This is a genomic window from Devosia elaeis (assembly GCF_001650025.1).
In the GTDB taxonomy this organism is placed as follows: domain Bacteria; phylum Pseudomonadota; class Alphaproteobacteria; order Rhizobiales; family Devosiaceae; genus Devosia; species Devosia elaeis.
In genome coordinates this window covers 97,618-115,299 of sequence record NZ_LVVY01000001.1, presented here as the reverse complement: position 1 = coordinate 115,299, position 17,682 = coordinate 97,618, and the positions used below count along the sequence as shown (strand labels likewise).

Here is a 17,682-nt window from a genome sequence, read left to right as displayed (position 1 = left end):
GAAGGTGGCGCGCAGCGCCGGATGAGGGGTCCAGGTCTGCGGCCTACCCGCTAGGCTTTCACCCCTCACCCCAGCCCTCTCCCCTGAGGGAAGAGGGGGCGATGGCGCCGCACTTTCCAGCCTTTACCTTAACCCCGGCAATGCCCGCGCCATGGCCAGGAACGCTTCTATCGGCAGGTCCTCCGCCCGCTCGTCGCCCTTCAGTCCCGCCGCCGCCAGCAAGCCTTCCATGGGCACGCCCAGCGATTTCAGCGATTGGCGCACCATCTTGCGCCGCTGCCCGAAGGCGGCCTTGGTCACCTGCTCCACCAGTTTCACCGGCAGGCCCTCTTCCACCGGCTTGGGCACGATATGCACCACGGCCGAGGTGACATTGGGCGGCGGCACGAAAGCCTGCCTGCCGACATTGAACGCGATCCGCGCCGTGCTGCGCCAGCCCGCCAGCACGCCCAGCCGCCCATAGGCATCGTCCCCCGGCCGCGCCACGATCCGCTCGGCCACTTCCCGCTGGAACATCAGCGTCAGGCTTTCGAAGAACGGCGGCCAGGGCTCCATGGTCAGCCAGCCGGTCAGCAATTGCGTGCCGATATTATAGGGCAGGTTGGCGACGATCCGCGTCGGCCCGTCGGCCAGCATGCGGTAATCCATCTCCATGGCGTCGCCGCCGATCACCGTCAGCCGCCCCGGATAGGCATCGGCGATCTCCGCCAGCGCCGGCAGCGCCCGCGCATCGCGCTCGATGGCGATCACCTCTTTCGCGCCTTCGGCCAGCAGCGCCCGCGTCAGCCCGCCCGGGCCGGGGCCCACCTCGATGATGCGCACGCCTTCCAGCGATCCGCCCACCCGGGCGATCCGCGCCGTCAGGTTGAGATCGAGCAGGAAATTCTGCCCCAATTCCTTCTTGGCGCGCAGGCCATGCTGGGCGATGACCTCGCGCAGCGGTGGCAGCTTGTCGATCTGGCTCATGCCCCAGCCCTCGTCATGCGGTCGGCCATGGCGATGGCGGCGGCGAAGCTGGCGGCCGAGGCCTTGCCCGTGCCCGCCAGGCCCAGGGCCGTGCCATGGTCCGGCGATGTCCGCACGATGGGCAGGCCCAGTGTCACGTTCACCCCCGCATCGAAGGCCACGGTCTTGATCGGGACCAGCGCCTGGTCGTGATACATGGCCAGCACCGCATCATATTGCCGCCAATGCGGCGGATAGAACAGCGTGTCGCCGGGCAGGGGGCCCACCGCGTCGATGCCCTCGGCCCGCGCCGCGGCCAGCGCCGGCCCGATCACCTCGATTTCCTCCCGTCCGATGGCCCCGTCCTCTCCCGCATGCGGGTTGAGCCCGGCCACTGCGATGCGGGGCGCCGCGATCCCGAACCGCGTCCGCAGGTCATGCGCCATCACACCCAGCGTCTCCACGATCAGCGCCTGTGTCACCAGCGCCGGCACATCTTTCAGCGGCACATGGATGGTCAGCGGCACGGTGCGCAGATCCTCATGCGCCAGCATCATCACCGGCAATGCCGCCTTGCCGTCCACGGAGCAGAGTTCGGCCAGGAATTCGGTATGCCCTGGATGCCGGAACCCGGCATGATAAAGCGCGCTTTTGTGGATCGGCGCGGTCACGACACCCCGGCATTGCCCTTCCAGGGTGGCGGCGACGGCCTGAACGATCGCCTCGATCACCACCGGCGCGGCCTCGGCCTGCAATTCGCCCGGCCGGTCGGCGACCGTCCCGGCAAGGGGCACGACCGGCAGGGCCGCGTCGAAGAGTTCCGTGGCCGCCGCCGCGCCGGCCTCGGCCACCGTGATGTCGAGGCCCAGCCGCCGGGCGCGGTCTCGCAGGAGGCCGGCATGTCCGAACACGACGAATGCGGGCAGGTTGCGCTCCCGCCGCTGCGCATAGAGCGCCAGCAGCAGGTCGGGTCCGATCCCGGCCGGTTCCCCCATCGTCACCGCCAGCGGCGTGGTCATGCTGCCCCCAAAAAGCAGCAGCCGCAGGATATGCGGCTGCGATTTTTCTTATGATGAAGCGGAAGCTCTTCCTTCCGCGCCGCCTCAGTTCCGGATGATCTTGGCGTTGGCGCGCAGCCGGTCGAGATAGGCCTTGGCTTCGCGCTCATAGGCACCGGCCCCGGCTTCCTCGCGCAGCCCACCTTTCACGAAGGTCAGGTCCTGCGCCTGCACCTTCTCGCAGACGGCGAGCATGGAAAGCCCGCTTTCCACCGCGCGCGGCTTGGTGATGCCGCCCACATTGAGCCCGGCCAGTTCGCGGGCAATCGCATCGGGCAATTGCGTGGCGTGCCGGCGGCCGACATCCACCACCGCGACATCGGTGAAGGTCAGCGACAGGGGCACGGCGCTGTCGCAGCCGGCGAAATTGGCGCGATAGCTATTGGCCTGGCCCGAGCGGCCACCGCCGCCGATAAAGGTCACTTCCTTGAGGATATAGTCGAAATTCTGGTAATCGGCGACCTGCTGGGCCGCCTGCTGGTCCAGCTCGAGCTCCGAGATTTGCACCTGCGGCATCACCGCCTGCTCGGCCACCGCGTTCCAGGCGATGGCGGCGCGCAGCCGCGCCTGCAGGGTTTCGGCGCCAACGCCGCCCTGCTGCAAGATCTCCTGCAGCCGGTCCCGGCTGACATTGAGGTTGCGGGCGATCTGCAGGAAGGCCGAATCCACCTGCGCATTGGACACGGTAATGCCCAGCCGCTTGGCTTCCTGAAGCTGGATGGCTTCGGTGATCAATTGTTCCAGCGCGCCGTTGCGGCCGGAATTATTGCCTTCCATCTGGAACAGCCGCACGCGCTGGGCGACCTGCATGTCGCTGATCGGCTCGCCATTGACCGTCACCACGGTCGCCGCCTGTGCCGGCAGCGCCGCACCCAGGGCCACAGTCAGGGCAATGAACAGGGCGGCAGTCGCACGCCGGAAATCTGCAAATGTCATGGTCGGGTCCGCTCGTTTCGCAACGCCTTCAATGCGGCGTCCGGTCCTTGCTGTCAATTGGGCGACGAATACGGCCAAAATCCGAATAGAGGGGGCGTCACCCCAAGATTGCGTGAAGCTCGCTGGCTGAAGAAATCCAGTAGACCTCATCCTGAGCCTGTCGAAGGGCGAGGTCGTGGCACTGAAGGTCCGGCGTGCTCGACCTCGTGGTTCGACAGGCTCACCATGAGGTCTTCGGGAGGGTGGGTATTAAATCAGAATGTCACGCCCCCTAAGCCCACCCATCCTCCTTGTACAGCAGCACGGTCAGCCCGATCACGATTGCGACAATGGCCGGGCCGATGGCGGCGAAGACCGGGTCCAGCACCCCGGTCGATCCCCCCCGATCTGCCATTTCGGTGATCACGAAGACGATGAAGCCGAGCACCATGCCGTAAAGCACCGCCGGGCCGTATTGCGTATTGCGGCTATAGCCGGCGGTGAAGGCGAAGGCGATGAGCAGCGAGCCCGCCAGCACCAGCGGCAGCGCCAGCAATTTGACCAGCCGCATGCTGGTGGCCGCCCTTATGCTGGGGTCGGCCACGCCGCGCTCCAGCAGCGCCGCCAGTTCGAAAAAGGTCAGGTCCTCCGTCGAGGCCGTTTGCAGGCTGATTTCCGCCGCCGAGGACATGGTGGGCACCCGCACGTCATAGACCCGGTAGGGCGGGGCATCGGCGGTGCGCGCCAGCGCCACCTTCATGTGCCAGAAGCCGTTGTCGAGCCTGGCCTCTTCCGCCTCCATCCTGGGCACGTCGCTGGCGCCGAGATGGAACAGCGTCACATTGGTCAGCGTCGATCCGCCTGGCGTCATGCCGCGGGCCATCAGCACGTAATGGGTGTCGCCGCTGCGCTGCTCCAGCCAGATTTCGCCCGTCGGCGTCAATTGAGCGGCCTGTCCGGGCGGGGTGGGGCTGAGTTCGCGGTTGATCTGGGTGCTGATGGTTTCCGCGCCCAGCGCGATGACGAAGCTCACCAGCACCAGCGCCGCCACGGGCGCCCGCAGCACCCGCCAGATCGAGATGCCGCTGGCCTTGATCACGGTCAGCTCGTGCCGCGCCTTGAGGTCGATCAGGCCCAGGATGCCCCCCAGCAGCACCGTCACCGGCAGGGTCTTGATCGTCCAGCGCACCGCGCTCATCGCCACCATCAGGATGGCCATGGGCACGCCCTTCTGCTCGCTCACATGGTTGAAGCGCCAGGTATCCAGCGATTCCACCAGCGCGATCAGGCCGTAGAAGATGAGAACGGTCACCAGGATGCGGCTGCCCAGCCGCGCCAGCACCAGCCGGTCGATGCGGTTCATCATGCCGGGGCCTCCATCCGCGTCCGGCGCGGCCAGAGGCGAACGGCCAGGATCGCCGTCGAGATCGCGATCAGCAGCACGGCGCCCGTGCCGGTGCCCAGCGGACTATAGGAGCCGATGCCGCGCTCGATGAACGCCACCAGCATCACCACCGCTTCGAGCGGGATGCGGATGCGGGCCCGCCGCCCGCTCGGGAACCCGGCAATAGCCAGCACGAACAGGCAGAGCCCGATCACCCGCAGCGCCTCCACCGACCGGTTGAGCAGGTGGCCCACTATGGCCGGCGGCCATTCCCCGGTTGCCAGGGCCTCGGCGACCATCTGGAAGCTGTTCCGTTCCAGCAGCGGATCGGCCCAGGCTGCCGGCTGGCTCAGGCTTTCCACATTGATGTCGTAGCGCGCGAAGCGGATTTCCGAATAGCGCCCGTCATCGCCCAGATATTGCATCACCCCGTCATGCAGCTCGAGGATATATTCATCGCCCAGCGCCATCACCCGCGCCGATTTGGCAATATAAGTGCGGCGCGTTTCCGGGTCGCGGCGGTCGTCGGCGAAGAATTCGGTGATTGCCCCGCCATCCTCGCGCCCGCCGATCAGCATCACCACGCCCGGCGTCGCCTGGGTGAAGCGATTGGGCTTGAGCGTCGAGCTGACCAGGTCCGCCGCGATGGCCGAGGACAGCACGTTGAGCTGCCGGTTGGCCCAGGGCTCGGCGACATGGGACAGCAGCAGCGCCGCCACGCACGCCGCGCCGATCGTGGCCATGGTCGCGTGCCACAGGCCGGGCAGGCCGCGGCTCGTATGGATGATGTGCAATTCGTGGCTGTTCTGCAACGCCGTCAGCGCCCGCACCATGCCGATGCCCACGCAGATATAGAAGAACGACAGCGCCAGCGGCGGCATCGTATAGAGCGCCTGCAGGGCCAGCGTCCCGAAGCCCTGACCCTTCACCGACACCACCTCGAACGAGCGCAGGCAGTTCACCAGCCACAGCAGCACGCAGACGATCCCGAACAGGACCAGCGAGTCGGTCGCGAACAGGCGCGTCAAATAGGCGGTGAGTTTCTTCATCGATATCCGTTCGAGGTCCGGCCGGCGGCACCTTGCGGTAGTTCGCGTGGCGAAACAATGGTCGATTGACCCATCCCCGTTCGCAGGTCCACCCCTCGTGGCCGCAAAATGCCCTAGCCGAAACACCGCGCGAAACGCTAAGCTCCGGCCATGGCCGAAGTCCTTTTCTACCACCTCGAATCCCAGCCGCTGGAGGCCGTCATTCCGCTCCTGCTGGAAAAGACGCTGGAGCGCGGCTGGCGCGCCGTCATCGAGGTGGGCTCGCGCGAACGCGCCGAGGCGCTGGACAGCCATCTCTGGACCTTTCGCGACGACAGTTTCCTGCCCCATGGCCTGGCCGGGGACGAGGCCGATGCGCTCCAGCCCATCGTGCTGACCACCGAGCCGGACAATCCGAACGGCGCCTCGGTGCGCTTCTTCGTGGATCGCGCCGTGCCGCAGTCCGGCGATGGCTATCAGCGCCTCGTCTATCTCTTTTCTGGCCACGATCCCGATGCCGTCGCCGAGGCGCGCCTCGCCTGGAAGGCGTTGCGCGAGGGCAACGCGGTCACCTATTGGCAGCAGGAATCGGGCCGCTGGGTGAAACGGGCATGACCCCCGACCTGTCCTCGCCCAGCCATCACCGCTGGTACGAGGACATCTTCGCCATTCTCATCGGCACCATGCTGGTATCGCTCGGCATCGCCTTCTATGCCGAGGCGCAATTGACCACCGGCAGCACGGCCGGCCTGGCGCTGCTGTTGCAATATGTCACCGGCATTCCCTTCGGCTGGCTGTTCTTCGCCATCAATCTGCCCTTCTACGCGCTGGCTCTGCTGCGCATGGGCTGGCCCTTCGCCCTCAAGACCATGGCTTCGGTGGCGCTGGTCTCCCTGTTTACCGGCCAGGTGCCGGGCTGGATCGGCATCGAGCGCATCGATCCGCTGTTCGCCGCCCTGGTCGGGGGCGGGCTCATGGGCCTGGGCATTCTCTCGCTGTTCCGCCACAAGGCCAGCGTCGGCGGCATCAATATCCTGGCGCTCTATCTCCAGGACAATTTCAACATCCGCGCCGGCTATTTCCAGCTCGGCGTCGATGCGGTGATCCTGGTCGCGGCCTTCTTCATCCTGCCCTTCGACCGGGTGCTCTATTCGGTGGCCGGCGCGCTGGTGCTCAACATGATCATCGCGCTCAATCACCGGCCCGGCCGCTATGTCGGCTTCAGCTAATAGCGCCGGCCGGGGCCGCCGATCTCGGCGGCATACATGTCGAGAAAATCCTGCACCAATTCGTAGCAGAAGATCACTTCGGTCGTTTCGGTATCGTAGAAGGCATTGGGCTCGCCGCAGCGCTGCGCGGTGAATTTCACTCGCCCTTCCATGCGATAACCCCGACGCACCTCGTCGGCCACGGCGTCGAAAATGCCGCTCTGGCGCAGCACGCGCTCGGCCTGGCGCAGCCGCCCGCCCGAAGCCTGGTAGTCCACGACGACCTTGGTGCCCGGCCCCTGGCCGTCCAGCAGCGCGCTGATGGAGCGGTCGACCACCTCGTAGTCGAAATGGCAGCTCCGCTGGCGCTCGGCCTGCATGGAGAAGGAATTGGCCACCGGCCGGAAGGCCGAGCCATCCGCGCCCACCATCAGGCAGACGATCTGCATCGAGCGATGCCGGTCCGGCGTATAGCCGGCGGCGAAATCGGCGTCGTCATAGCGGTCGCCGTAGAGCTCGCCCGACATTTTCCAGCCCTTGGCCGCGTCTTCCAGCGCCTGGTTGGCCTCGGGCGTGCCCTTCTGCAACAGGATCCAGGTGGCGATATTGTCCGCCGCGTCCTCTTCCCGCCCCAGAAGCGGCAGCTTCAGCTTGTCGATGAGCAGGTGCCCCACCTCGTGATAGAGCGTGAACAGGCTGTTATTGACCGCGAAACGCAGCGTCTCGGCGCGCTGCGCCTTGCTCATCCCGGCCAGCGGATCGGCCTGCGCGGGGCTGGCGACAAGGCCCGAAAGGGCGACGATCATAAAGAAAAACAGCCGTCGCATTACATCCCTCAAGCCAGTCACCGGGCCAGCAAAGGTCAAGACCGCCGCCAAGTCAACGCCCTCGCGCCGGCTTGGTGAACATGTGGAAGGTCCGGGCGCCATCCCCCTTCGCGGAAGTGTTCACGTTGAACGCTTCCGCTCGTTGTGCACGTTCGGCTCTTTCTCTCCCTCCCCCTTGAGGGGAGGGCCGGGGTGGGGGTTCTGAAGGTGCAGCATGCTCACATGCTTGTGGGGATTGCTGATAGGCCTGAACCCCCACCCTCATCCTTATCCTCATCCCCATCGTCATTGCCGGGCTTGTCCCGGCAATCCAGTCTTGCCGTTGCATCGCATAGACCACCGGGACAAGCCCGGTGGTGACGGAGCCGCGGGGCGCTGGCCCCGCACCCCCAAACGCAAAACGCCCCCTAAACCCGCTCCGCCTCTTCCAGCTCCGCGCTCAGCTCCAGCCATTTTTCCTCGATGGCTTCGAGGTCGCTGCTGAACCGCGCCTTGTCCTTGCCCAGCGCGATCAGCCGGTCCGGCGCCCCGTTATAGACCGCAGGATCGGCCAGTTGCGCCTCGATCTTGTCGATCTCGGTCTTGAGCCTGCCGATCTTGTTTTCGGCATCGCTGATGGATTTCTTGAGCGGGGCCAGTTCCGCCCGCCGCGCCGCCGCCTCCTGCTTGCTGGCCTTGCGCGCGCCGGTTCCCCCGCCGCCCTTGCCGTCCTTGTTGGAGGTGATGTTGCGCTGGTAGCTGTCGAGGTCCTCGTCCAGCTCGCGGATCGTCCCGCCCTCGGCGATCCACAGCGTGTCGCAGGTCGCCTCGATCAGGTGCCGGTCGTGCGAAATGATCAGCACCGCGCCCTGGTAATCGTTGAGCGCATAGACCAGCGCATCGCGGCTATCGATATCCAGATGGTTGGTCGGCTCGTCGAGGATCATCATCGATGGCCCCGAAAAGGTGATCAGCCCCATCAGCAGCCGCGCCCGCTCGCCACCCGAAAGGTTTTTCGCCTTGGTGTCCATGCGGCTCGTGGTCAGGCCCATCTGCGCCAGCCGGCTCCGGCGCCTGGCCTCGTTGTCCAGCGGCATCAGCTCGGCCACATGCTCCAGCGGCGTCTGCTCGGGCTTGAGCTTGTCCATCTGGTGCTGCGCGAAATGGGCGATATTGAGCTTCTTGTGGATCCGCATATGGCCGTCGATCACCGGAATGTCGCCCGCCAGGAGCTTGGCAAAGGTTGACTTGCCGTTGCCGTTGACGCCGATCAGCGCGATGCGGGCATCGGGGTCGATGCGCTGGGTGATATTGCGCAGGATCACCTTGTCGCCATAGCCCGTGGAGACGCCGTCCAGCGTGATCATCGGCGTCGGCAATTCCACCTTGGGCTGCTGGAACTGGAACGGCGCCGCATGCTCGTCGAACATCGCCTCGGGCGGCTTGAGCTTTTCGATCATCTTCACGCGCGCCTGCGCCTGCTTGGCCTTGGTCGCCTTGGCCTTGAAGCGGTCGACGAATTTCTGCAGATGCGCGATCTGCTCCAGCGTCTTTTCGCGGCTCTTGTTGTTGAGCTCCATCTGCATCCGGCGCGTCGTCTCGAACGTGTCGTAATTGCCCTTGTAGAAGGTCAATTTGCGATGCTCGAGATGCACGATGGAATTGACCGCCTTGTTGAGCAGGTCGCGATCGTGGCTGATGAGAAAGACCGTATAGGGATAGGTGGCCAAGTATTTTTCCAGCCACAGCGTTCCTTCGAGGTCGAGATAGTTCGTCGGCTCGTCCAGCAGCAGCAGGTCGGGCTGGCTGAACAACACCGCCGCCAGGGCCACGCGCATGCGCCAGCCGCCGGAGAGTTCCCGCGTGGGCGCATTCTGCTTGTCCTGCTCGAAGCCGAGGCCCTTGAGGATCGACGATGCCCGCGCTTCGGCCGTATGCGCGTCGATATCGGCCAGCCGCGTGTAGATTTCGCCGATCCGGTCCGGATCGGTCGCCGTCTCGGCCTCCGCCATCAGCGCCGTGCGCTCCTTGTCGGCGGCCAGCACCACGTCCAGAACGCTTTCCTCGCCGGCCGGCGCTTCCTGCGCCACCGCGCCGATCCGCGCCTTTCTATTGACGTCGATGGAGCCCGAATCCGCGCCGATATGGCCCTGGATCAGATGAAACAGGGTGGTCTTGCCCGTGCCGTTCTTGCCCACGAAGCCGGCCTTCACCCCGTCGGGCAGCACCAGCGAGGTGTCTTCCAGCAGCACGCGGCCCTGGATGCGATAGGTCAGGTTATTGATGCTCAGCATGGCAATTCGTCTATCCGCTGCGCGTCGACCCCGCGCGCGCAGAGGGGCAGGGGACGCAAGAAATTCCTTGCCGCTGAATTAGTTTCTCTGCACCGATAAGGCAACCGCACGTCACTCTGTCGCCCGATTTGTCTCTATCCATGCGGATCGGGCGGATGTTCATCGCCAGCAAAAGAGGTTTTCAATGATCGCCAATCGTATTGCCATCGTCGCCCTGGCCAGCGCCGCCCTCGCATTCCCCGCCATGGCCCAGGACCGCGTCAAGCTCGACGATCTCGATGCCGACCGCCTCAATTCCCGCCAGGTGCTGATCGAATTCGAATATGACGGCGGCGCCTGCGAGGAAGTCGGCGAAGCTCAGCTCGGCGACGTCACCGACGGCACGCTCGCAGTGACCCTGCAGATCGCCAGCACCGCCGAAGTCTGCACCATGCAATTGGTCGAACACGAGATCAAGGAAGCCATCCCCGCCGGCCCCGAAGTTACCCGCGTCGAAGTGACCTTGCTCGCCCCCGACGGCCAGGTCATGGCCGTCGACACCACCGAAGTCGACAAGGACTGATCACGGCAAACGCCGGACTTCACCTCTCCGCTAGGGGGAGGATGCGCCATCGTGGCTGGCACACCGCCACGGCAAACACCGGACTTCACCTCCCCCTCGATGGGGGAGGTAGCGCAGCTTGGCCGAACGCCTAGCGGAGCTAGGAGGGGGTGCTCCCACACACCGGCGCCCAATACCAAACACCCCGTCTTGCGCCCGACACAGGCTCCCGCTAAAAGGCCCCACCTTTTCCAAGCTAATGCAGGACATGACCGCCATGGCGATCGAACGTACCTTCTCCATCATCAAGCCCGATGCCGTCCGCCGCAACCTGATCGGCCAGATCATCGCCAAGTTCGAAGAGAACGGCCTGCGCCCGATCGCGCTGAAGAAGATCCACATGACCCGCGAACAGGCCGAAGGCTTCTACGCGGTCCACAAGGAACGCCCCTTCTTCGGCGAACTGGTCGAGCAGATGATTGCCTCGCCCGTCGTGGTCCAGGTCCTGGAAGGCGAAGGCGCCATCCTCAAGAACCGTGAGATCATGGGCGCCACCAACCCGGAAAACGCCGCCGAAGGCACCATCCGCAAGCTCTTCGCCCTCTCCGTCGGCGAAAACTCGGTCCACGGCTCCGACGCGCCGGAAACCGCCGCCCAGGAAATCAAGTTCTTCTTCTCCGACGACGAATTGGTCGGCTAACCTCTGACAAGGGGCGGCTCTTTCTATTCCTCTCCCCCTCGGGGAGAGGGTGGATCGGCCAAAGGCCGAGACGGGTGAGGGGGATTCCTCCCAGCCGTTACGGCCATCCCCTCATCCGGCGCTTCGCGCCACCTTCTCCCCGAGGGGGAGAAGAATAGGGGCCGCCCGCCGGGCGGCCTTTTTGCTTGTTCGTGCTATAGTGCCGAATGTTGACCGGTCCGCCATGATGGCCAGGACCCCAAAGATGAACACCATTTTTCTGTCGGAGCACCCCACATGAACGGGGCACGGCACCCATGGTGTAATCCGCTCCGAAAGAACGACATTGTCTCTGCCTGAAACTATTTCGCCCCCCATCGCCCGCGCCCTCACGGCCAAGGGCTATGAAACCCTCACCCCGGTCCAGTCCGCTGTCATCGAGGACAATATCGATGGCCGCGACCTTCTGGTCTCGGCCCAGACCGGCTCCGGCAAGACCGTCGCCTTCGGCATGGCCATCGCGCCGACCCTGCTGGGCGAGGCCGACATGCTGCCGCCGCCCGGGGCGCCGCTGGCCCTGGTCATCGCCCCGACCCGCGAACTGGCCATGCAGGTGCAGCGTGAGCTGACCTGGCTCTATGCCGAAACCGGCGCCCAGACCGCCGCCGGCGTCGGCGGCATGGACCAGCGCACCGAGCGCCGGGCGCTGGAACGCGGCGCCCATATTGTCGTCGGCACGCCGGGCCGCCTGCGCGATCACATCACCCGCGGAGCGCTCGACATGTCGGCCCTGCGCGCCGTCGTGCTCGACGAGGCCGACGAAATGCTCGATCTCGGCTTCCGCGAGGATCTCGAATTCATCCTCGCCGCCGCCCCCGAAGATCGCCGCACGCTGCTCTTCTCGGCCACCGTGCCCAAGCCGATCGCCGAACTGGCCAAGACCTTCCAGCGCGATGCCCTGCGCATCAGCGCCGCCGCCACCGGCCAGCAGCATGCCGACATCGAATACAAGCTGATGTCGGTCCCCGCCGCCGAGCGCGAAAACGCCGTCATCAACACGCTGCTCTGGTATGACAGCACCAATACCATCGTCTTCGCCTCCACCCGCGAGGCGGTAAAACACCTCTCCGCCCGTCTCCACAATCGCGGCTTCGACGTCGTTACCCTCTCGGGCGAACTGAGCCAGGCCGAGCGCACCAGCGCGCTGCAATCCATGCGCGATGGCCGCGCCCGCATCTGCGTGGCCACCGACGTCGCCGCGCGCGGTATCGATCTGCCCAATCTCGATCTGGTCATCCATGCCGACCTGCCGATGAATGCCGAAACCCTGCTGCACCGTTCGGGCCGCACCGGCCGGGCAGGGCGCAAGGGCACCTGCGTCGTCATCTCCCCCGCCCATCGCAAGCGCGTCGCGCTGTCCATTTTGCGGACGGCGAAAGTTGAGGCGGAAATGATCGCGCCGCCCTCCGCCGAGGCCATCGATGCCCGCTATCGCGAGTCCATTCTCACCAATGCGCTTTTGAGTGACGCGATCACCGAAGAGGAGAGGGTCAGCGTTGACAGTCTGCTAGCGAATTGGGCCCCGGAGGCACTGGCTGCGGCCTATCTGCGCCTGCAATTGGCGGCCCGTCCCATCCCCGAGGAAATCACCGCCACCGAGCCGGATTCGCCCCGCGAAGCCCGCAATCGCGAGGCTTTCGCCGGCGGCACCTGGTTCCGCATCAGCGTCGGCCGCAAGCAGCGCGCCGAGCCGCGCTGGCTCCTGCCCATCATCTGCAAGGCCGGCGGCGTCACCAAGCAAGCCATTGGTTCCATTCGTATTTTTGACACCGAAACCATCTTCGAAATCGCCGCCGACAAGGCCGATTCCTTCCTCCGCAATGTCGGCAAGAACGGCACCGGCGAAAAAGGCGTCCATATCAACGCCGTAGACGGCCCCGGCGAACGTCCGCAGTCCAGGAGGCGTCCGCCCGGCCCGCCGGAAAAATACGATCCGATGAAGCCGCGCCCGGAAAAAGCCGACCGCAAGGAACGCTATGCAAAGCCCAGGTCCGACGACTTCGAGGCCTTTATGGAAAGCCCCAGGCCGCCCCGCGATGCCAAGCCTTCTAAGGCCGCAAAGCCTTTTGCAGCCAAGGAAAAACCGGTCTCCAAGGATAAGGGTAAGCCCAAATGGTCCAAGCCCGTCGCCGAGGGCGAGGCGCGGCCACCCAAGAAGAAACCGGCCAAGCCCAAGGACCACAAGAAGAAGCGGGCCGAAGACTGACCGACGATTTATCCCCGCCCTCCGGCGGGGATTTATTCTTGCGGGTAAAAACTCTAGGCCGCCGCTTTTTTCAAGACGCCCAGCCTTGAGACATTGCCCAGGGCCATGATCGCCGCGCCGAGGACCGAAATCCCCGCCGCGACCATCAGCGCGAAACGGTAATCGCCGCCGGCTGCCAAAACGCCAAAAGCCGCCGCGCCCAACAGGTTGGCGGCAATGGCCACCACATCCATCAGCGATGTCGACAGCCCGACCCGGCCTTTGATGGCGTCCTGCACATAGGCGATGTTGACGCTCATCAGCGCCGCCGTGCCCAGCCCGTTGAGGGCCAGCAGCCAGAACAATTCCGCCACGTTGCTCAGCATGCTCGCCAGCCCGATGAACAAAGCCATGACCAGCCCAGCCCCGGCCAGCAGCGTTTCCTTGCTCACCCGCGTGGTGAGATAGGCGAGCAGCAGCATGAGCGGCGCCTCCGTCGCCGCCGTGATCCCGGCATAAAGCCCCACATCGGTCAGCGAGCCGCCCAGATCGGTGACGATGAACAGCGCGATCGTCAGGGTCAGCAGCCGCATCGCCCCGGTCATCACGACAAGGCCGGCCAGGCCCGCCAATATGCCCGGCTGCAGGGCGAAGACGGAAAGCCATGAGGCACCCTCGGCCCTGACGGGGGCGGGCATCTGCACGGCGGTCGCCCTGTCGCGGATCAGCAGGGCGAAAATGGCGGCGATGCCCGCATAGCTCAGGGACGAAGCGAGGAAGACGTCGAAAATGCTGAAGGTTGCGGCCAGCCAGCCGGCAACAGGCGGCACCACGATCCAGGCCAGGGTGAACACCGTGCGCAAAGCCGTGACCATGAAATCGGCCCGCTGCGGCTGGTGGGTGAGATAATAGACCCGCACATAACCGAAACATTGCCCATAGCAGGCGCCGGCCAGCGGCATGATCCCCGCCATGGCGATGGTGAAGCCGGCCTGTGTGGGCCACAGATAGATCAGGCCGTGGGCGAATATGCCGGCCAGCGCGGTGATCAGCACCAGAAGACGCCGGTCCCGCAGCTTGTCGGAAAGATATCCCAATCCCAGCGAAACGAAGGTGCCCAGGATCGAGCCCGCGGCCATGATCGTGGCGAACCAGGCCGGCGTCAGGCCCAGGATGTCCACGCCCACCAGCGAGGCGGAGGGTATCGTGGCGGCATAGGTGACGCCCGAGAAGAACATGTTCATCCCGAGCAATGCCGTTACCTTCAGCCGCGCTACACCCATTGTCCGTTCCTCCCAGAACGGCAGGATTGCTACCGCGCGGCCTCCGGCCTGTCTAACAAATGGTTTTCATGGCATCCATTCACGCCGCGACATCGGGTTTGCCGGCCGCCGGTGACAGCGCCTTGATCTCGTCCGCATATTTCTCCGCGGCCGCGTCGATCCCGTCGCTCCATTTGGCGAAGCGCTTGAGCAGGGGCACGAAGGCGGCCAGGTCCTCCGGGGCCCAATGGCTGAGGAAATCCCCCATTATGAGATATTTATAGGCCCGCACCGCATCGACGATGGCGCGCCCCTGTTCGGACAGCTCGATAATGGTGCGCCGCGCATCCGCCTGGCTCACGGCCCGCCGCGCGAAACCCCGTTCCACCATGTCGCTCACCAGCCGGCTGGCCCGCGACGGGTCGATGTTCAGCCGTTCGGCCACCGTCGCCACCATGATTTCGCCGCGCGCCTCGCCGAATTCCGGCTCCGGGCCTTCGATGGCCACCAGCACGTCGAATTGCGCCAGGTCGATGCCCACACCCAGGTCTACCAGGGCGCGCTGCCCCAGCTCGCGCTTCATGGCGCGCCGCCGCCATTGCTGCAACATGCCGTCAATATCCATCACCGCCTCTCGAATGGACGCGTCGATCCCCGCCTTGCGCAGCAGCGCGTCGAGTTCGGTCTGTGCCGTCAGAGGCATGGCTGCCCTTGTCATTTTGCATGTTTCCGGCAAATGCATGCTATTGACATGTAATTGCTGGAAGCACATGTGTGCCCGCGGAATTGATTTCGCAAGGGCCGACGCTGGGCGCCGACCCTCTCTCTTTGAGGATTGCCCCAATGTCTGAACCCATGCAATCGGCCGATGCGCCGCAGGAACAGTCCGTTCGACTGGTCATCGGCGCCGTGGCGGTCACGCTGCTGCTGGCCTCGCTCGGTCAGACCATCGTTTCCACCGCCCTGCCAGTCATTGTCGGGCAATTGGGCGGTCTTGATCACCTCACCTGGGTGGTCATCGCCTATCTGCTCAGCTCCACCGTGGTCGCGCCGATCTATGGCAAGCTCGGCGACCTTTTCGGTCGCAAGATCGTGTTGCAGGCCGCCATAATCATCTTCCTGATCGGCGCCGTGCTCTCGGCCATGGCTACCTCCATGGCCTTCCTCATCATCGCCCGGGCCATCCAGGGCCTCGGGGGCGGGGGGCTCATGGTGGTCGCCATGACGGTGGTGGCCGACATCATTCCCCCGCGCCAGCGCGGCAAGGTCCAAGGCCTGTTCGGCGCTGTTTTCGGCGTCGCCACCGTTATCGGCCCCCTGGCCGGCGGCTTCATCGTCGAGCACCTGTCCTGGCAGTGGATTTTCCTCATCAACCTGCCGCTGGGCGTGCTGGCGCTGGCCGTCATCGCGCTGGCGCTCAAGCCGCGGGGCGAGCGCGTCAAGCATTCCATCGACTATGCCGGCTTCGTCCTGCTCTCGGGCGGGCTCACGGCCTTCGTGCTGGCCACCTCGCTGGGCGGCAATACCTGGCCCTGGCTTTCGGTCCAGATCATCGGCCTCGTCGTCTTTGCCGTCGCCGCGCTCGGCGCCTTCCTCTGGGTCGAATCCCGCGCGGCCGAGCCGGTCCTGCCGCTCAGCCTCTTCCGCAACAACACTTTCGCCGTCACCAGCGCCGTCGGCTTCCTGGTGGGCATGGCCATGTTCGGCTCCATCACCTTCCTGCCCATGTATCTGCAATTGGCCAAGGGCATTTCCCCCACCGATTCCGCGCTGCAATTGGTGCCGATGATGGTGGGGCTCATCGGCGCCTCCATGACCTCGGGCTTCATCATGACCCGAACCGGCCGCTACAAGCTGCTGCCGACGCTGGCCACGGCCGTGCTGACCATCGGCCTGCTGCTGCTGGCCAATATGCAGCTCGATACGCCCGCCTGGCTCGTCGCGATCTACATGTTCCTCGTCGGCGCCGGCATCGGTCCGGTCAACAGCGTCAGCGTCACCGCCACCCAGAACGCCGTGCCGCGCGAGGTGGTGGGCACGGCCACGGCTGGCACGACCCTGTTCCGCCAGATCGGCGGCTCCGTCGGCGTGTCGATCTTCGGCGCCATCTTCTCCAGCGGCCTCGCCGCTCGCCTGGGCGATGTCATGCCCGAAGGCGGGGGCACCGGCGGCTTCAGCGCCCAGGCGGTAGCCGCCTTGCCGGAGCCGGTGCGCAACATGGTGCTGGAGGCTTTTGCCAATGCCCTCCATCCAGTCTTCTACACGGCCGCCGGAGCTGCCGTTCTGGCCTTCGCTCTGAGCTTCCTGCTCGAAGAACGCGCCTTGGCCACGACCCTGCGGCGCGAGCCCGAGGCGGAGATCGATGCCGAGGAGCAGGCCGCCGCCGCCGTGGTTGGCGCCCCGATCACGGTCACCCGTTAGGGTGCGAGCGGCCTGAAAAGGCAGCCCCGGCAAACTCTTATCGCCAATGGCGGACTCTTTTTGCCAGGCGCTTGAATCACCTTCTCAAGTGCCTGGAATCGGCCCGCCGCACTTATGGCGAAATTGTGAATAGCCAAATCACCCGTGATGCGTACCTTGACCGCATCAGATTTTGCCGAAATGCGTCGCCGGCCTGCACCCTGGAGAGACAAGCGTGCCTTTGCGTTGGCAGGAAGTGGCTTTGCCGCTCGTTACCATCACCCTTCTCATCATCCTGAAATATATCCCGGCCACCGAACATCTGCCGCTCGCGCGGACGGCGGGCGTCGTCGCCTTCGGCTATGCGGCCTTCCTGGCCCTGCGCCTGGTGCAGCCCGAAGAGGGGATCATGGTGGAGGGCGGCTGGGCCGAATTGCGGCCCTCGTTGGTGGAATATTTCGCCTGCTACGGCTCGGCCGCGCTGGCCGCGATACTGCTTTTCGCCGTCATCTTCATGGGTAGCGTCGCCGATCCCACCCAGTTGATCGCCACCTATATCGCCGTCGTCCTCCTCGGTGCCGGCGCGGTCGGCATCGGCATGGCCGGCCTGTTCACCCAGACGCGCTGGGACAATCGCCAGGTGCGCCATCGCTCCGCCATGGGCCGCGAAACCGTGCTCGACTGGTCGGATGTGCGCCATGTCCGGCCCAATTGGCGCGGCATCACCATCAGCGCCGGCAATGGCCGCATCACCTTCTCCCAGTTCCACGCCGGCGCGGCTCAGCTTGCCAAGCACGCCGCCACCCGGGCGAAGCGCAACGCGGAAACGGCCACCAGGGCTTTCGCGGCGTAATCAGGTCCAATCCCAGATCGTCACCCTCGGGCTTGACCCGAGGGCTCTTCACTTTCAGGCCTTA

Annotated in this window: 16 protein-coding genes; 7 read left to right on the top strand and 9 right to left on the bottom strand. The window is 65.3% G+C overall.

Annotated elements, in window-relative coordinates:
* Window positions 1-123: 123 nt before the first annotated feature.
* The 5 genes from rsmA to A3840_RS00570 all read right to left on the bottom strand — a co-directional run bounded on the left by rsmA (window position 124) and on the right by A3840_RS00570 (window position 5,351).
* Window positions 124-966, bottom strand: coding sequence for a 16S rRNA (adenine(1518)-N(6)/adenine(1519)-N(6))-dimethyltransferase RsmA (rsmA, locus tag A3840_RS00590; RefSeq protein WP_067450260.1), 843 nt, complete (start codon window positions 964-966; stop codon window positions 124-126).
* Complete coding sequence (gene pdxA, locus A3840_RS00585; protein WP_067450257.1) at window positions 963-1,964, bottom strand: 4-hydroxythreonine-4-phosphate dehydrogenase PdxA; 1,002 nt, start codon at window positions 1,962-1,964, stop codon at window positions 963-965. Before pdxA ends, rsmA begins: the two co-directional genes overlap by 4 nt.
* Before the next feature lie 84 nt (window positions 1,965-2,048).
* Window positions 2,049-2,939 carry a peptidylprolyl isomerase gene (locus A3840_RS00580; protein ID WP_067450254.1) on the bottom strand — a complete coding sequence of 297 codons (891 nt, stop codon included), beginning with the start codon at window positions 2,937-2,939 and terminating at the stop codon, window positions 2,049-2,051.
* A gap of 271 nt (window positions 2,940-3,210) precedes the next feature.
* Window positions 3,211-4,284: an LptF/LptG family permease gene (locus A3840_RS00575; RefSeq protein WP_082903535.1), complete on the bottom strand. Its 1,074-nt coding sequence runs from the start codon at window positions 4,282-4,284 to the stop codon at window positions 3,211-3,213.
* The gene (locus A3840_RS00570; RefSeq protein ID WP_067450249.1) at window positions 4,281-5,351 is read right to left on the bottom strand and encodes an LptF/LptG family permease; all 1,071 of its coding nucleotides are present in this window, start codon (window positions 5,349-5,351) and stop codon (window positions 4,281-4,283) included. The genes A3840_RS00575 and A3840_RS00570 overlap by 4 nt, the downstream gene beginning before the upstream one ends.
* Before the next feature lie 150 nt (window positions 5,352-5,501).
* On the opposite strand from A3840_RS00570, the gene A3840_RS00565 reads away from it, so the two are divergent.
* Window positions 5,502-5,945 (top strand): DNA polymerase III subunit chi, encoded by a 444-nt coding sequence (locus A3840_RS00565; protein WP_067450246.1) that lies wholly within the window; start codon window positions 5,502-5,504, stop codon window positions 5,943-5,945.
* Window positions 5,942-6,559: a YitT family protein gene (locus tag A3840_RS00560; protein ID WP_067450243.1), complete on the top strand. Its 618-nt coding sequence runs from the start codon at window positions 5,942-5,944 to the stop codon at window positions 6,557-6,559. The genes A3840_RS00565 and A3840_RS00560 overlap by 4 nt, the downstream gene beginning before the upstream one ends.
* On the opposite strand, the gene A3840_RS00555 is transcribed toward A3840_RS00560, so the two are convergent.
* Both A3840_RS00555 and A3840_RS00550 read right to left on the bottom strand, forming a co-directional pair.
* Entirely contained in the window at window positions 6,556-7,365 is an 810-nt protein-coding gene (locus tag A3840_RS00555) for a DUF4344 domain-containing metallopeptidase (RefSeq protein ID WP_067450240.1), read from the bottom strand. The two genes, A3840_RS00560 and A3840_RS00555, sit on opposite strands and share 4 nt — an antisense overlap.
* A gap of 407 nt (window positions 7,366-7,772) precedes the next feature.
* Window positions 7,773-9,638 carry an ABC-F family ATP-binding cassette domain-containing protein gene (locus tag A3840_RS00550; protein WP_067450237.1) on the bottom strand — a complete coding sequence of 622 codons (1,866 nt, stop codon included), beginning with the start codon at window positions 9,636-9,638 and terminating at the stop codon, window positions 7,773-7,775.
* A gap of 184 nt (window positions 9,639-9,822) precedes the next feature.
* On the opposite strand from A3840_RS00550, the gene A3840_RS00545 reads away from it, so the two are divergent.
* From A3840_RS00545 to A3840_RS00535, 3 genes are all read left to right on the top strand, one after another.
* Window positions 9,823-10,200, top strand: a complete 378-nt coding sequence (locus tag A3840_RS00545; RefSeq protein ID WP_067450234.1) for a hypothetical protein — start codon at window positions 9,823-9,825, stop codon at window positions 10,198-10,200.
* 256 nt (window positions 10,201-10,456) lie between these two features.
* Window positions 10,457-10,879, top strand: coding sequence for a nucleoside-diphosphate kinase (ndk, locus tag A3840_RS00540; RefSeq protein ID WP_067450394.1), 423 nt, complete (start codon window positions 10,457-10,459; stop codon window positions 10,877-10,879).
* Between the two features lie 325 nt (window positions 10,880-11,204).
* The gene (locus tag A3840_RS00535) at window positions 11,205-13,124 is read left to right on the top strand and encodes a DEAD/DEAH box helicase (protein WP_067450231.1); all 1,920 of its coding nucleotides are present in this window, start codon (window positions 11,205-11,207) and stop codon (window positions 13,122-13,124) included.
* A 53-nt stretch (window positions 13,125-13,177) separates the two neighbouring features.
* On the opposite strand, the gene A3840_RS00530 is transcribed toward A3840_RS00535, so the two are convergent.
* Window positions 13,178-14,386, bottom strand: coding sequence for an MFS transporter (locus A3840_RS00530; RefSeq protein ID WP_082903533.1), 1,209 nt, complete (start codon window positions 14,384-14,386; stop codon window positions 13,178-13,180).
* Window positions 14,387-14,465: 79 nt separating this feature from the next.
* Window positions 14,466-15,068 carry a MarR family winged helix-turn-helix transcriptional regulator gene (locus A3840_RS00525; RefSeq protein WP_067450225.1) on the bottom strand — a complete coding sequence of 201 codons (603 nt, stop codon included), beginning with the start codon at window positions 15,066-15,068 and terminating at the stop codon, window positions 14,466-14,468.
* Between the two features lie 140 nt (window positions 15,069-15,208).
* Between A3840_RS00525 and A3840_RS00520 the strand changes: the two genes are divergently transcribed.
* On the top strand, window positions 15,209-16,786 hold the full coding sequence (locus A3840_RS00520) for an MDR family MFS transporter (protein ID WP_067450222.1): 1,578 nt from the start codon (window positions 15,209-15,211) through the stop codon (window positions 16,784-16,786).
* Between the two features lie 214 nt (window positions 16,787-17,000).
* Complete coding sequence (locus tag A3840_RS00515; protein ID WP_131798197.1) at window positions 17,001-17,618, top strand: hypothetical protein; 618 nt, start codon at window positions 17,001-17,003, stop codon at window positions 17,616-17,618.
* The last annotated feature ends 64 nt before the right edge of the window (window positions 17,619-17,682 follow it).

Bases quoted from the DNA above. Each gene is read 5' to 3' on its own strand.
- rsmA (WP_067450260.1), bottom strand. From the start codon at position 966: ATGAGCCAGATCGACAAGCTGCCACCGCTGCGCGAGGTCATCGCCCAG.
- pdxA (WP_067450257.1), bottom strand. From the start codon at position 1,964: ATGACCACGCCGCTGGCGGTGACGATGGGGGAACCGGCCGGGATCGGA.
- A3840_RS00580 (WP_067450254.1), bottom strand. From the start codon at position 2,939: ATGACATTTGCAGATTTCCGGCGTGCGACTGCCGCCCTGTTCATTGCC.
- A3840_RS00575 (WP_082903535.1), bottom strand. From the start codon at position 4,284: ATGATGAACCGCATCGACCGGCTGGTGCTGGCGCGGCTGGGCAGCCGC.
- A3840_RS00570 (WP_067450249.1), bottom strand. From the start codon at position 5,351: ATGAAGAAACTCACCGCCTATTTGACGCGCCTGTTCGCGACCGACTCG.
- A3840_RS00565 (WP_067450246.1), top strand. From the start codon at position 5,502: ATGGCCGAAGTCCTTTTCTACCACCTCGAATCCCAGCCGCTGGAGGCC.
- A3840_RS00560 (WP_067450243.1), top strand. From the start codon at position 5,942: ATGACCCCCGACCTGTCCTCGCCCAGCCATCACCGCTGGTACGAGGAC.
- A3840_RS00555 (WP_067450240.1), bottom strand. From the start codon at position 7,365: ATGCGACGGCTGTTTTTCTTTATGATCGTCGCCCTTTCGGGCCTTGTC.
- A3840_RS00550 (WP_067450237.1), bottom strand. From the start codon at position 9,638: ATGCTGAGCATCAATAACCTGACCTATCGCATCCAGGGCCGCGTGCTG.
- A3840_RS00545 (WP_067450234.1), top strand. From the start codon at position 9,823: ATGATCGCCAATCGTATTGCCATCGTCGCCCTGGCCAGCGCCGCCCTC.
- ndk (WP_067450394.1), top strand. From the start codon at position 10,457: ATGGCGATCGAACGTACCTTCTCCATCATCAAGCCCGATGCCGTCCGC.
- A3840_RS00530 (WP_082903533.1), bottom strand. From the start codon at position 14,386: ATGGGTGTAGCGCGGCTGAAGGTAACGGCATTGCTCGGGATGAACATG.
- A3840_RS00525 (WP_067450225.1), bottom strand. From the start codon at position 15,068: ATGCCTCTGACGGCACAGACCGAACTCGACGCGCTGCTGCGCAAGGCG.
- A3840_RS00520 (WP_067450222.1), top strand. From the start codon at position 15,209: ATGTCTGAACCCATGCAATCGGCCGATGCGCCGCAGGAACAGTCCGTT.